The following is a 12,640-nucleotide window of genomic DNA, read 5'->3' on the forward strand; positions in this document are numbered from 1 at the left end:
TCTTGAAGGATATCCTTTTCGCTTGCATTTGGTCTTTCGATGTAATGCTGTAATGCATGCTTTATGATTTGTAATTTCTTGTATTCCTTCATGGTTTCACCTCGCAAACTATGAAACATAATACAAAATCTATTTAATACGCCTTGCCGCCATGTTTATAAGAGCGCTGCTTATTTCGCTCCATTTTTGATAAAATTGCCTTTTCTAAGTCAAGGTTTTTAGAACCGCAAAGGTCAAAAATTCTTATACAAACATCTGCAATTTCCTCAATAAAATTTTCTTTGTCACCTTTACGATCAGCTTCCAGTGCTTCACTAACTTCACTGTGGATAAGAGCAAGTAAAGTTCCTGTTTCTCTCGGTTCGTCATGCCAACCTTTTGATTTTGCTGTTTCAAATGCCTGCTTGCACAATTCATTTATCATATTTAGTCCTCCACTTTTGTTTATCCGTTTCTAGTTCTGCCCCTTTTTTGTCCATTTCGGTAATGAGGTTTCCGTTCCTTCGCTGCCTCATATTTTTGCTTTTTTATCACTCTTTTTAAATAGCGAATGGTTTTGTCTTTTTTTAAATTAGCTCTTCTCAATTGCTTGTTTTGTAGAATAATATTGCCTATTTTGTTCATGAGTTCTTGATAAGTGGCATCGTCCATTCCTGTTCCCGCCGCCTTTCACTTTTACAAGTATGGCAAACTCTTTTTCCGTCAACGATTGTGGTGTTTTTGGTCTCAACAGGTTTAAAACAATTGGTGCAACTGGTTAACCTCATTTTTACCCACTCCTCATAAAGAGAATCCTTCTATTTTTTCATCCATGATATCTTGATTAATACCTATATATCGCATAGTTACAGCAGGAGAAGAATGATTAAATATCTCTTGTAAAACGGCCACATCTTTATACTTTTGATAAAAGTGATAACCAAATGTCTTTCTCAAGGTGTGGGTTCCTATCTCGGTTAGTCCAACTTCCTTAGCTGCAGCATTTAATATCTTCCATGCCTGTACACGGTGAATACGATCTGCTCCTCGCCTTGACTGGAAAAGATACATTTTATTGTCCTTATAAATCGTAAACTTACTAATATGTTCCTGGAGCTCGTTGTTAATCCGAAACCGTTTTAACTTACCTGTTTTCTGCTCAGTGATGACGATATGGCTTTTACCCCTTACGTCGCTTACCTTTAGAGCAAGCAAATCACTTATTCTCAAACCGGTGTTAATACCTAACGTAAACAAGAAATAATTCCTATAATGTTGCTTCAATAGAACTTCTTTCATAGCTTCAATATCAGCTTTATTACGAATAGGTTGTACGGTTTTCAACGGTCTCACTCCTTTAAGATATTAGTCTTCTAATCCCTTAAACTCGTAAGTTCCAGCATTTAATCTTCCCAGTACCCTACCAAGCATACTAAAGCGCCTACAATAACCATGAAAACAGGCAACAACCACTTCCAAATAGGATGTTTTTCATTCAGGAGAAAGATGATTTCTTTCTCCTTTTTCGGTACAACGATTTCTGCTTTTTTATATTCCTCTGCTAGTTTGTCTAAGGCGCTATTCATGAGCGTTTTCCTCCTTTACTAGCCATTCCAAAAAGGCAATTGTTTTTTCTAATATCTCAATAGATACTTCACGTTTCCTTTGAGCTTTTGGAAAAGATTTAATAACCTTTTCCATGTCAGGCACCTTCTTGCATTTCCATTAATTTTTTTGTTAAATACGATTCCATTTGTTCACTATTTACTCCCTTTTCGGTTTGACTCTGATACCACTCATTAAATTTTTCTTCGGGGTATTTTAACGTTTTCCATTTTGCAATGAGAATGTTTTTTGATGAGTCATCTTCGCTAGGCAATGCCCATTTCGGAAGTGTAGGCGTTTTCCAATAAAGGAACTTCCCATCTTTTGTTTTAGCTTTATTCCATCCACTCATATTTTTTGGTTTTTCAACTGTGCATTCTGCAAACGACTCTGTTAAGTCATATAAATATCTACCGATTCCGTAACCACTTGCAGCAACTCTTTTGAATGCTGCTGATATACCACCTTTAAATGCTTCTACTTGAGTTTCACTTGCTCCATTTTCTTTATAAATCCAACCATGCTCCGTTTTTACTCCTAAACGACAAATCATATTTCCATCTGTGGCGCGGTATTCATCTGTCCAACCATCCCATCCAAACACTTCGTCTAAGCGTTTTTGAATGGCTCTCGCTTGCACATAGGCTAATACCATAGCCCAAGGTCTATTGTTCGAAATACCACAACTCTGAACCCTGAATTCAATGTCCGATGCAGGAAAAGGCTTTTGAAGTTGAAAAGATTTATCTTTATCAGTCATACTCCACAACCTCCATATTTTTGATTTCTCCACGTTCAATCATTTCGCGATACAAATACTCTGATATAAGCTTAAAGCCCTCCTGCGTGGCTACATGTGGCTTAGATGCTATGAGGTATATTGTCATAAATCATTCCCTCCGATATAATAAAGATGAGTGTTTTTCAAAGGGGCTAATTCAGATGGCGGTCTGATTAGCCTTTTCACTAATCCAATTTAATTTCAAACTTTTCATTCCTCTCGACTACGGTCACACCTGGAACAACTTCCCCATTTTCATCAATAAGCTTTCCATCGTAAACTGAACATTTTTTCTTGAGTTCTACCCAATCCGTAGACTCTTTCACTTTGATAAACCCTGTTGACTTGGCATAAGAGAACAATTCTTCATCGTTCTTTACGAATTCCGGCTGTTGTTTCTTTAAACTGATTTTTCCATGTGGTAAAGAAATGGTTTTCTTTGGCTTCTTTCCAGCTTCTACTTGTTTGGCAACTTCTTCACGAAGGTAAAATTCTAGTTGGTCTGAGTAAAACTGTTGCTTTTCTACAAATTCTTTCTTTGCTTCAACTCCCCACTCTTTGATTTTTTCAATTTTTGCTAAGAATGGTGCTATTTGAGTTTCTATAATTGAGTCAATTTCCTTTTGCTTTTCATCAAAATAAGCAATTCTACGACTAGCTTCTGCGGCTGTTTCAAGGTCTGTTACTCTAAATGGTTGGTAAACAACTTCTTGCTCTTGTTCTTCAATTTCGGTTAATACAGTTTCTAATGGCTTCATGTTTAAATCCCCTCTCCTTTGTGTAATCCAAAGCTACTGACATAATCCTCTGAACGCATATCCTCTTTCATGACTTCATTAATTAAAAACTCTTCATCAGCGAATGGTAGTGGTTCTCGAGTTGGCGATTGTGGTACATAACAAAAACATCCTCTTATTTGTCCAGTGTTAACAGTAAAGTCATGCACGTTTAATTCTTTGTTATCAATGTTTTCGATAATTTCACCAGAGCCTAGAGCATCTTGAAACTTCTCTGCGAATTGCAGCGCTTCTTCTCTTGTAGTTTCATCCCACGGTAATACTGTTTGTTGATTATAGTGGCTCATGTGGATTGTAAGGAATCCTCCACGGTCAATAACCTCACTTACGACTTGCAACAATAATTCTTTATTCATTTTTCATTCCTCCTAAGAAATTTTTTGTTTTTGCTCCATGGCTTGAATGATTTTTGGTAACGATGTCTTCTTCATAAACTCAAGCATCAAATTAATTGTTTTTTCGGATGGTTTATTCATATTTACCTCCAGAAGGATTTTTAAAGTAATTTGTAGTATAAATAAGATGTGAAAAATCATTTAGCTTTTTTAGCTAATTCGTTTTCAAAAAAAAGATCTTCCATTTTAACTCCTAAGATATCCGCAATTTTTTTAGCTGTATATACGTCTATTTTTTTTCTTTTCCCTTTTTCAATCATTGAATATGAAGAAACAGACTCATAACCTAATTTTTTTGCGATGAAAGTTTGCGTAATACCTTTGGATTCTCTAAGTTGTTTTAAATTCAAACTCACCATTATCACCACCTTTTTAGCTAAATTGTGTAACTTCTTAATTTGATTATAATTAGCTTATTTAGCTAAGTCAACACTTTTTTAGCTATTTTGCGAAAAAAGTTACTTATTTTGTGTAAATGTGATAAATTTTAATTTAAGGAGTGGTTACTTTGAGTTTAGGAAAAAGATTGAAATCACTAAGAACAAAGCGAAAATGGACTCTGAAAGAAGTTGCAGATAAATTAGAACTTTCTAGTCACAGTACTTATTCAAATTGGGAATATGATAGGACTCAACCTGATTATGAAATGTTAAAAAAACTCGCTGAGTTGTATGAAGTGAGTACAGATTATTTGATTAATGGTCCAGGAGAAATTGAAAAAACAATAGATGAAGATTCTCCTGAAGACGATGCCATCCCACAACCATTAAAAACATTTTTTAGGCATGGAATAAGTGGAATTAGCGAAAATGAAAATGAGTTGTTAAAAGAAGAAATACTGGATTATTTAGAGTTTCGGAAAAACCAACTACTCAAAAAGAAAGGTAAAAATTAGGGGGTGGAAACTTGCTTTCAGAATCTATTTCAAACTCAGTTAGAGAAAAAGCGTTCTTTTTATTTGAAAGTATTAAACCGTGGTCGTGCACAGACCAATTTTTACTAACTTATAACGCTAGAACAACATACAAACTATTTTTAGATTTTAATGAAATTGAGCTGCATAAGAAACCATTTTCAATAGATAGTTTTTGCGGAATGCTGTGTATTGATGAACTGGGAACAACCATTGTTATAAATGATTGTCATATACCATCTCGTCAATTATTTACAATATTCCATGAATTTGGTCATTATTGTTTACATCGTGATAAACAATCTCTTTTTATTGAAGATGGTTTAGATGATGGTTACTCATCGACTGAATTAGAAATGGAACAAGAAGCTAATTTATTTGCGAGTGAATTGTTGGTGCCGACTGAAGTATTAGCTTTAATGATGACTCATAAGTTTAGTTTTAAAAAAATTGCTTCTACAATCGGAATATCGTTTGAAGCATTAAAATGGAGACTTTATAGATACCTTAGAGAAATGTACGAATTGAATTATCATTTTGCTTTAGGATTAGTTGAACAATATAAAGATAAATCATTTAAAGGAAAAGTTGAAGAATCTTTAATTTTCCATGTCAAAAAGGATAAGTTTTTATTATATGAAATTTATGAAGCCTTACACGGAAGAGAATCATATATCGAAAACTACATTGGAGATTCAAAGGTCGGTGTAATATTTTGAGAGTTGCAGCATATATTCGCGTCTCCACCCATATGCAAGTAGAAGATGGATATTCGTTATCTGCACAGAAGGAAAGATTAAATGCTTTTGCTTTTTCTCAGGGTTGGGAAATTGTTCAATACTATGTTGATGAGGGTATTTCCGCTAAAGACATGGACAGACCGGAATTGCAGAGGATGTTAAAAGGAGTTAAAGAAGGCCTTTTCGATATTGTGCTAGTTTATAAATTGGACAGGCTCACTCGTTCTGTTATTGACTTAGACCATCTCTTAAAAGAGTTTTCAAAGTACAATGTCATGTTCAAGAGTTCTACAGAGGTCTACGACACCACAACAGCCACAGGTAGACTATTTATAAGGTTAGTTGCATCAATGGCGCAATGGGAGCGTGAGAACCTCGGCGAGCGCGTGAGAATGGGAATGCTTCAAAAAGCGCAAGAAGGAAAATGGGTAATCAATATGGCTCCTTTTGGTTACGATTTAGACGGGATAGACAGATTAAAAATAAACGCTTCTGAAGCAGCGTTGGTCAAAGAAATTTATTCAATGTATATCAATGGTACAGGCATGCACAAAATTGCAAAGATACTTAACCAAAGGGGCCTATATACAAAGAAAAATAAGCCGTGGTCACAAGGAACAGTACAGTATATTTTAACTAATCCAATCTATATCGGTAACATGCGATATAATTATCGAATTAACCCCGAACAATATTTTGAAGTAAAAGGAGTAATTCCTGAAATCGTTTCTACCGATGAATTCGAAATGGTTAAAAAAATAATTGATAGTCGAGTAGGTTATCATCCAAGACGAGCTACATCAAGATATATTTTCAGCGGGATATTAAAATGCGGCAGATGTGGCAAATCCTTAATAGGCAAGAGCAGCCAGACAACTAGAGATAATAAAAAGTACTATTCGTATAATTATTATTGCAACAACCGCCAAAGAGGAATTTGTGACCTTCCTATAATCAATCAAAATCATTTGGAACAAAAATTTCTTCAAGTGTTAGACAATATGGACATTTTGGAAGACGCTAAAAAGAAATCAGCACAAGACGCTTCAGAAAATGATGCTGATAATACGAAGCTTATTAAACAATTGGAACACGAATTGAAGGAAATCGAAGATAGACGAACCCAATGGCAATACGGTTGGGCAAATAAAATGCTTTCCGACACAGACTTCATGAAGAGAAAAAAAGAAGAAGATGAAAAAGAAAAAATGATTCTTAAGGAATTAGAAAGCCTTCAACCGAAAGAATCATCCACACTTATAGATAATATAATTGAATTATGGTCTGATGTAAAATTAAACTGGGAATACATGAATACTGAACAAAAGAAACAATTTGTTATGATTGCTATTGAATCAATTGTTGTAGACCGTACCAGTATGAAAAAAAGCCCTGATGCTTATGTATTTAAAGAGATTAACTTTAATTAATCTCTTTTTCTGTGCCTATTGTACGAACTAAATGTCCTGTAAGTGCGGCTCTAACCGCAATCTTTGCCGTTTCACTATCCCTAATTTCCCCCACCATAATGATGTCCGGATCATGGCGTAATATGGCCTTTAAACCGCTTGAATAGGTTACACCTGCTTTTTCATTCACTTGAACCTGCAAAACTGATTCATTTTCTTTCTCAATCGGATCTTCTAGTGTGATAACACTGCGGTTAAAAATGTGTGAGGATTCGTCTAACAAAGAGTACAATGTCGTTGTTTTTCCAGACCCAGTCGGTCCAGTAAGAAGGATTAGACCATGAGCATGGTTTAAGAGCGCAAGAAGTTTCATCGTTGCCGCTGGAAATAGGGAAATTTTATAAAAGGGAATTTGTTCTTGCTGCGGAAGGAGGCGAATCACAAGACTTTCTCTTTGGTTGGCAGGTAATGTGGACAAGCGCAGACCGACATATTTCTGATTTACTTTAACAGAAAATGCTCCGCTTTGGGGACGTCTTTTTTCACCGATATCCATCGATGCGGTAAATTTGAAGTGGGAGACTAACCTTTCACAGTCCTCCTTTGGCAAATGAAATCTTGGAATTAACCTGTTCGCCATTCTTAGTTGGATTAGCGTATCGTCTCTCCGAGGAATAATATGAATGTCTGACGCGTGATTTTTAACCGCATCACTTACAATTTTGTCAGCAATCATTTCGATTGATTTCAACTATAATAACACCACCTTTTATTGATATACTCTAGCTAATTCGACGTTATTCTTACATTTCCTGCAAAAAAATCCCCGTTCACAAAATGTCTATAATTTCTTCCACATCATCATTGCCCAATGCTAAAACATTTATGAGCAAAACTTCAGCACCAGAGAAAATGTGCCAAAAATCAATTCCGACCTATAATAAAGCCAAGGAAAAAAAGAACTGTTCATGATTTCGACATGTAAATGTGAACATTTTCTAAACTTATAGTGATTACAGTGTTAACTATTGGTTACTGTATTATAATGGAATAAATCATGCGCCTCGAGGTGAAATTTGTGGAGAAGACATTAAAAATAACGAACGTACTATCTGATCCAACTCGTTACTATATTTACCAATACATTACAAAAAGGCATCAAGATGTAACCGTTCAAGAAATTGCAGATAATTTTAACATCCATCCGAATGTGGCAAGACTTCATTTATCAAAGCTTGAAGACGTCAATATGCTGATGTCAGAAACAAAGAAAACAGGCAAGGGCGGAAGACCGAGCAGATTGTATCGTCTCTCTGAAGATGTTATTCAATTGAACTTTCCTTTCAGAGATTACCAATTGCTTTCAAAAATTGCTATGGAAACTTTTGTAGGTCTTGGTGAAGCAGGTAAAATGGCTTTATATGCAACAGGGAAAAAATTTGGAACTGAAATGATCGAGCAAGAGATGAAGCGCAACCAAGAAAGCGATCAATTATCATTTGAGCAAAAACTGCATTTCCTTAAAAGTGCTGCGACGATGGCAGGCTTCTATCCAGAATTTGAGACGAACGAAGATAATACCAAAATATTCTTCCAGATTTTTAATTGTCCATTTAAAGAAGTAGCAGAAGAGCATACAAAAACGATCTGTGAGACACACTATGAATTCTTAAGAGGAATGTTTGAAGCACTTTTTGACTCAGTAGAATTAATAGAAAAAGAAAATATGCTGCACGGATGCAACTCCTGCTCTTACCATGCATTAGTTTCAAACTAGAAGTACCCTTTTCAATGTTCCACCACAACACGAATCATAGGTGCACTATATTCAAAACCAACAAAATCTAGCCTTCTGATATTTTTTTGCTGAAGCTAGATTTTGCTACATACATGTATGCGTTCACTTTTTTGAAACAAACTAATATTTACTTTTCATTGCCGTTTACTTATAATATGGTAGTGATGGACTTATAGGAAAAGGGAGGATATATCTATGGATCGTATGTACAGAGTAATGGGATTCTGGACAGGTATTTTTGCCGTTATGTTTTTCTTAGGCGATATGTACATAACATCTCTAATTTTCTTTGGTCAAACGGGATTTTTCGTATTGTTAAGCTACCTAAAACTAACTGAGCGTATGTATATTTATATTTTTGGGGCATACTTAACTGTCTTTTTTGTAGGATTTACCTACTATACGACATTCCTAATGACTCCTGGAGTGGGCCACTAAAAGCGAAGCAGGCACTTATCTCATACTTAATATAAAAAAGCGATGGAATACCATCGCTTTTTTATATACCTTTTTTTTGTACTACAACGTGAAAATAGGCACTCATTCCTGAAGGCATAATCAGGCTCCTAATGGCACGATTGCGGCGGCTTACTTCTGAAAAAGGATCAGGATTATCGTGATTCTCCAACTCCTCAAGAATTCCAATCGATATTAAAAACTTATCCTGTCTTTGCTTACTGACAAACTCCAATCCATGTTGTTCGCCAATCCGTATAAGTGAATCGAAATGAACATGACTTGTAATATCCATCTCACCTATAAATTTCAGAACATCTCGTATTTGTTCGTGCTGATAATATCCTCTTAAGCTTCCTTCACGATGAAATGCCTCTCCCCATTCTTCATCACTATAGCCGTAGTCCACCGTCACGATCCAACCTTTCTCAACTACATCTGCCATGTGAGCAAGCATTCTTCCCATTGCTATTGGAATTTCAATTCTTTGCTTATGCTTTAGCATAAGCTTACTTTGCTTCAAAAACATTTCAATCTCATTATTATTTAACGGAATTCGCTTTTCCACTAATTGATCGTTTTCAACCGTGATCATCACTTCAAAAAGAAAATCATGATGACACTCGATAACATGAACAGGAAGGGCATCGAATAATTCATTAGAAAAAACGAGGCCGTTAAAAGGCTTTAGTGCTTCTATACTTTCAACCTGCTGGATTCTTGTACCAAGAAGTTCTTTTTGAAGCTCTCGATGATAGGGGCTTGTCTCTACAACAAAATACGATAATTGCTCATCACAGCTTTTATTCCATTCCGCTATAAAAGCCGCTGCAAAACGACCGTTTCCAGCTCCGAGTTCACAGACCACTGCAGGTAACTGCCGCTCTGCTTTCAGCTTCAAAAACCATTTTGCCATAATGCGGCCGTATATATCGGAAATATTACTCGTTGTAATAAAGTCACCCTTTTTGCCAATTTTTTCGCCTTGTTTCATATAATAGCCCCATTGTGGATGATAGAGCGCTTCTCCGATTAACTCCGCATAGGTAATCATTCGCTCCGGTCGAGCTTTAATTAATTCTTTTACATATGAGAGCATCGTTTTCCCCCTTTTATTTTACACTATTGACACAGTGAAAACTTTATAATATCCTTTTAATAGTAGCTAAAACTTATCCCCTCCCATTGAATGAATAGAACATCCCCTAGAAAAGCCCTTCTCCTTTGAGAAGGGCTTTTCTTATCGTAAAAAACGAAAATATTGTCCTTAAAACCCATTAAGGAAAGGATTGCTATCCATTTCTTCCCCAATCGTCGTAGGCTGCCCATGTCCTGGAAGCACTTGTGTTTCTTCAGGCAAAACGAGTAATTTATCATGAATACTTTTCATTAATTGCCCATGATCACCGCCTGGAAGATCCGTTCTCCCGACACTGCCTTGAAAGAGGGCATCTCCTGAGACAACAATTCCATCATCTTTAAAATAGAAAGAAACACTGCCAGGTGAATGTCCTGGTGTTTCAAACACTTCAAATATAAAATCCCCTACTGTCATTTCACATTCGGAACTGAAATGATGATCTGCTTCCTTAATCTTAATTTCCCCCATCATAAATAGATGGGAGCCATTTAAAGTGGGATCGATAAGCCAGTTCTTTTCTTTATTATGTAGATAGACGGGAATATTGTAAGTGTTTCGTATATAATCAACTGCCCCAATATGATCAAAATGGGCATGAGTTAAAAGAATCGCTTGCGGTGTTAGCTTTCTTTGTTGAAGATGATTGATTAACCGCGCTCCTTCTTCTCCTGGATCAACGATGATACAATTTTTCTTGCTGTTTGCTAGTACATAACAATTTGTTTGTAACGGACCAAGTGGCAACTGTTCCCAGTTCAATATATACACCTCCATTTATTAAAATACACTACTATCTTACATATAACATCGTAATTGGTGCAATGCTTGTTTTCAAGCTCTTTTCCAAGAACCTCTGTAAAATTCATGGAAGTGTCATGATTAGACCTCGACAAACTTGAACAAAACCTATAAAATAAAAACGGATGCAATGATAGTAAGATCTTACATAGAGATTGACGATTTTCATTATGGGTATAATCATAATGAATGTTAGATCCATATCTAACAAAGCTTAAGGACTGATAATTAAAAACATAAAGGGGGCTATACAATGGGATTAATGATCATTTTTGGCTTAGTAGCAATACTTGCTGGATATGGCACATTATCTGCTCTTAAAAACAAAAATGGACTAGGCTTATTATTTGGCGCAGGGACATTTCTTGTTTTTGGATGGTTCACGATCATGACTATTTTGAAAAATGGATTTCCTACTGGCCATTAATTCAAACAAAAAAGGACTGAGAGCAGTCCTTTTTCATTTGCCATCTTTTCTATCGCTCACTTTCCACCAAGGAATGAATTTTTTTATTTTCCAAATCAATCAATTTTTCATAATAAAATCCCGTTAAACACATACTTCCATTAGGCGAACAAGCAATTGGGGTATTCTCCATATCCTCCATCATAATTTCCTTTTCACCAGTATCTAGATGATAACTCACGAGTTGAAAGCCTTCGTTATAAACATCAGCTTCAACTGAATATAAAGGCTGATAAGTTAGGAAGGAATCCGTCTTTTGATTATAATCAGAAAAAGGGACAACCCATTCTGAATAGCTAGAAAGATGGGGGGCTGAAAAGGAAAAATCTCCGTTAAATTCGTTTGTCAGAAATAAATACTCCGACTTTTTTTCATCCAATTCATCCACCTTAACTACTACAATAAGATCGCGATATGTACTGATTTGTAAAACATCGCTTAACAATTCATTGCTTTCTCCCGTTTGCAAATCATAGGCGACAAGATCGGCATGTAAGGACGGGCTATCCAAATCCCAATTTAAATATAAAAGTTTTTGCCTTTCAGTCCAATAGGCAAAAGGCTGTGGAAGAGCCACTTTTGACAACGTATTATTGTCCAGATTAAGATTCCAAACAGTGAAATCCCAATCCTCAGTGAACGCTGTAATAAGGATGAAAGCTTCATCATATGGGTTCCACTGAATATTCAGTTCGGAAGAAGGAAGAATTTCTTCCATGATTTTTTCCCCATCCTTATTAATAATGGTGAGTGAAGCTTCATTTGAAGATGGTGCTGAGTGTATAAGCAAATATTCCCTTGAGGGACTAACTAATGTAGAAACAATGGGGGAGTTGCTTTCGAAGAGCAGCTTTTTATCTCCACTGTTTAGATGGTGTGTATACACGTTTGAACCAGTACTTGAATCAGTTATGTAATAGATGGTCTCATCATTAAGCCAACCGCCAATGGAATGAAAAGAACCGACCTCAACATCAATTGGCGCAATCGCGAAATCGCGGTTTTCATTCGCATCTTTTTCTATATCTACCCCGTCTTTTATAGATGGTGATGGACTCGTTTGCTCATTCTTTTGACAAGCAACTAATAGGAGTGTCACTATGAAAAACAGGATAATTACGCAGCTTCTTGAGCCAACTTCTCGCTTTGCTAATATATACACATATCTACCCCCCCATTCATAAAATGATATACATTAATAATACGATATTTAAGTAAAAATGTTTCAATTATATTTCAGATTGTTACAATTTGTTACTTTTGTCTCAGTTAGACAGCCGTTATGGGTGATTTTCTTTTTATTTTATGCGGTTCCGTGACGTTAATACAATCCTATTATTTTCGGAATAGAGCGCAAAGAAA

At 35.8% G+C, this 12,640-nt stretch carries 19 protein-coding genes and 1 pseudogene; 6 read left to right on the plus strand and 14 right to left on the minus strand.

The genetic code is table 11. The features are described 5' to 3' along the window. Window positions 1-133: 133 nt before the first annotated feature. The 10 genes from PZE06_RS20525 to PZE06_RS20570 form a co-directional block, all read right to left on the minus strand. Window positions 134-424, minus strand: a complete 291-nt coding sequence (locus PZE06_RS20525; protein WP_150949186.1) for a MazG nucleotide pyrophosphohydrolase domain-containing protein — start codon at window positions 422-424, stop codon at window positions 134-136. Window positions 425-444: 20 nt separating this feature from the next. After that, window positions 445-651: a hypothetical protein gene (locus tag PZE06_RS20530; protein WP_150949189.1), complete on the minus strand. Its 207-nt coding sequence runs from the start codon at window positions 649-651 to the stop codon at window positions 445-447. A gap of 129 nt (window positions 652-780) precedes the next feature. Then, window positions 781-1,323: a site-specific integrase gene (locus tag PZE06_RS20535; RefSeq protein WP_150949192.1), complete on the minus strand. Its 543-nt coding sequence runs from the start codon at window positions 1,321-1,323 to the stop codon at window positions 781-783. 59 nt (window positions 1,324-1,382) lie between these two features. Next, window positions 1,383-1,565 carry a hypothetical protein gene (locus PZE06_RS20540; RefSeq protein ID WP_150949195.1) on the minus strand — a complete coding sequence of 61 codons (183 nt, stop codon included), beginning with the start codon at window positions 1,563-1,565 and terminating at the stop codon, window positions 1,383-1,385. After that, entirely contained in the window at window positions 1,558-1,680 is a 123-nt protein-coding gene (locus tag PZE06_RS20545) for a hypothetical protein (RefSeq protein ID WP_263641569.1), read from the minus strand. Before PZE06_RS20545 ends, PZE06_RS20540 begins: the two co-directional genes overlap by 8 nt. Window position 1,681: 1 nt before the next feature. After that, the gene (locus tag PZE06_RS20550; protein WP_150949198.1) at window positions 1,682-2,344 is read right to left on the minus strand and encodes a Rad52/Rad22 family DNA repair protein; all 663 of its coding nucleotides are present in this window, start codon (window positions 2,342-2,344) and stop codon (window positions 1,682-1,684) included. Then, entirely contained in the window at window positions 2,337-2,471 is a 135-nt protein-coding gene (locus PZE06_RS20555) for a hypothetical protein (protein ID WP_263641570.1), read from the minus strand. Before PZE06_RS20555 ends, PZE06_RS20550 begins: the two co-directional genes overlap by 8 nt. Window positions 2,472-2,550: 79 nt before the next feature. Beyond that, window positions 2,551-3,123, minus strand: coding sequence for a host-nuclease inhibitor Gam family protein (locus PZE06_RS20560; protein ID WP_225310731.1), 573 nt, complete (start codon window positions 3,121-3,123; stop codon window positions 2,551-2,553). A 2-nt stretch (window positions 3,124-3,125) separates the two neighbouring features. Next, window positions 3,126-3,518 (minus strand): hypothetical protein, encoded by a 393-nt coding sequence (locus PZE06_RS20565; protein ID WP_150949204.1) that lies wholly within the window; start codon window positions 3,516-3,518, stop codon window positions 3,126-3,128. A 176-nt stretch (window positions 3,519-3,694) separates the two neighbouring features. Further along, window positions 3,695-3,916: a helix-turn-helix transcriptional regulator gene (locus PZE06_RS20570; RefSeq protein WP_150949207.1), complete on the minus strand. Its 222-nt coding sequence runs from the start codon at window positions 3,914-3,916 to the stop codon at window positions 3,695-3,697. 149 nt (window positions 3,917-4,065) lie between these two features. Here PZE06_RS20570 and PZE06_RS20575 point away from each other — a divergent pair, with 149 nt between their 5' ends. From PZE06_RS20575 to PZE06_RS20585, 3 genes are read left to right on the plus strand one after another with little or no spacing between them, the layout of a single operon-like run. Then, window positions 4,066-4,452: a helix-turn-helix domain-containing protein gene (locus PZE06_RS20575; RefSeq protein WP_191963279.1), complete on the plus strand. Its 387-nt coding sequence runs from the start codon at window positions 4,066-4,068 to the stop codon at window positions 4,450-4,452. Between the two features lie 11 nt (window positions 4,453-4,463). Further along, a complete protein-coding gene (locus PZE06_RS20580) occupies window positions 4,464-5,189 on the plus strand; it encodes an ImmA/IrrE family metallo-endopeptidase (protein WP_150949213.1) in 726 nt (241 codons plus the stop codon). Beyond that, window positions 5,186-6,640: a recombinase family protein gene (locus PZE06_RS20585; RefSeq protein WP_150949216.1), complete on the plus strand. Its 1,455-nt coding sequence runs from the start codon at window positions 5,186-5,188 to the stop codon at window positions 6,638-6,640. Before PZE06_RS20580 ends, PZE06_RS20585 begins: the two co-directional genes overlap by 4 nt. A 19-nt stretch (window positions 6,641-6,659) precedes the next feature. On the opposite strand, the pseudogene comGA reads toward PZE06_RS20585, so the two are convergent. Further along, window positions 6,660-7,370, minus strand: a pseudogene (comGA, locus tag PZE06_RS20590) (competence type IV pilus ATPase ComGA); the annotation flags it as partial. A gap of 327 nt (window positions 7,371-7,697) precedes the next feature. Between comGA and PZE06_RS20595 the strand changes: the two are divergent. Both PZE06_RS20595 and PZE06_RS20600 read left to right on the plus strand, forming a co-directional pair. Beyond that, window positions 7,698-8,396 (plus strand): helix-turn-helix transcriptional regulator, encoded by a 699-nt coding sequence (locus tag PZE06_RS20595; protein ID WP_150949223.1) that lies wholly within the window; start codon window positions 7,698-7,700, stop codon window positions 8,394-8,396. A gap of 216 nt (window positions 8,397-8,612) precedes the next feature. Further along, window positions 8,613-8,855, plus strand: coding sequence for a DUF2626 domain-containing protein (locus tag PZE06_RS20600; protein ID WP_150949226.1), 243 nt, complete (start codon window positions 8,613-8,615; stop codon window positions 8,853-8,855). Window positions 8,856-8,916: 61 nt separating this feature from the next. On the opposite strand, the gene PZE06_RS20605 is transcribed toward PZE06_RS20600, so the two are convergent. Further along, window positions 8,917-9,972: a class I SAM-dependent methyltransferase gene (locus PZE06_RS20605; RefSeq protein ID WP_150949229.1), complete on the minus strand. Its 1,056-nt coding sequence runs from the start codon at window positions 9,970-9,972 to the stop codon at window positions 8,917-8,919. Between the two features lie 168 nt (window positions 9,973-10,140). Further along, window positions 10,141-10,773, minus strand: coding sequence for an MBL fold metallo-hydrolase (locus PZE06_RS20610; protein WP_150949232.1), 633 nt, complete (start codon window positions 10,771-10,773; stop codon window positions 10,141-10,143). A gap of 292 nt (window positions 10,774-11,065) precedes the next feature. On the opposite strand from PZE06_RS20610, the gene PZE06_RS20615 reads away from it, so the two are divergent. Beyond that, window positions 11,066-11,239, plus strand: coding sequence for a DUF2759 domain-containing protein (locus PZE06_RS20615; protein ID WP_095306807.1), 174 nt, complete (start codon window positions 11,066-11,068; stop codon window positions 11,237-11,239). Between the two features lie 49 nt (window positions 11,240-11,288). On the opposite strand, the gene PZE06_RS20620 is transcribed toward PZE06_RS20615, so the two are convergent. Next, window positions 11,289-12,440, minus strand: a complete 1,152-nt coding sequence (locus tag PZE06_RS20620; RefSeq protein WP_150949235.1) for a YqgU-like beta propeller domain-containing protein — start codon at window positions 12,438-12,440, stop codon at window positions 11,289-11,291. Window positions 12,441-12,640 lie beyond the last annotated feature (200 nt).

This window comes from Robertmurraya sp. DFI.2.37, from assembly GCF_029211245.1.
Lineage (GTDB): Bacteria > Bacillota > Bacilli > Bacillales > Cytobacillaceae > Robertmurraya > Robertmurraya methanolica_A.

Excerpts from the sequence above, each read along its gene's own strand:
- PZE06_RS20525 (WP_150949186.1), bottom strand. The coding sequence starts at position 424 with ATGATAAATGAATTGTGCAAGCAGGCATTTGAAACAGCAAAATCAAAA.
- PZE06_RS20530 (WP_150949189.1), bottom strand. The coding sequence starts at position 651 with ATGGACGATGCCACTTATCAAGAACTCATGAACAAAATAGGCAATATT.
- PZE06_RS20540 (WP_150949195.1), bottom strand. The coding sequence starts at position 1,565 with ATGAATAGCGCCTTAGACAAACTAGCAGAGGAATATAAAAAAGCAGAA.
- PZE06_RS20545 (WP_263641569.1), bottom strand. The coding sequence starts at position 1,680 with ATGGAAAAGGTTATTAAATCTTTTCCAAAAGCTCAAAGGAAACGTGAA.
- PZE06_RS20550 (WP_150949198.1), bottom strand. The coding sequence starts at position 2,344 with ATGACTGATAAAGATAAATCTTTTCAACTTCAAAAGCCTTTTCCTGCA.
- PZE06_RS20555 (WP_263641570.1), bottom strand. The coding sequence starts at position 2,471 with ATGACAATATACCTCATAGCATCTAAGCCACATGTAGCCACGCAGGAG.
- PZE06_RS20560 (WP_225310731.1), bottom strand. The coding sequence starts at position 3,123 with ATGAAGCCATTAGAAACTGTATTAACCGAAATTGAAGAACAAGAGCAA.
- PZE06_RS20565 (WP_150949204.1), bottom strand. The coding sequence starts at position 3,518 with ATGAATAAAGAATTATTGTTGCAAGTCGTAAGTGAGGTTATTGACCGT.
- PZE06_RS20570 (WP_150949207.1), bottom strand. The coding sequence starts at position 3,916 with ATGGTGAGTTTGAATTTAAAACAACTTAGAGAATCCAAAGGTATTACG.
- PZE06_RS20600 (WP_150949226.1), top strand. The coding sequence starts at position 8,613 with ATGGATCGTATGTACAGAGTAATGGGATTCTGGACAGGTATTTTTGCC.
- PZE06_RS20605 (WP_150949229.1), bottom strand. The coding sequence starts at position 9,972 with ATGCTCTCATATGTAAAAGAATTAATTAAAGCTCGACCGGAGCGAATG.
- PZE06_RS20615 (WP_095306807.1), top strand. The coding sequence starts at position 11,066 with ATGGGATTAATGATCATTTTTGGCTTAGTAGCAATACTTGCTGGATAT.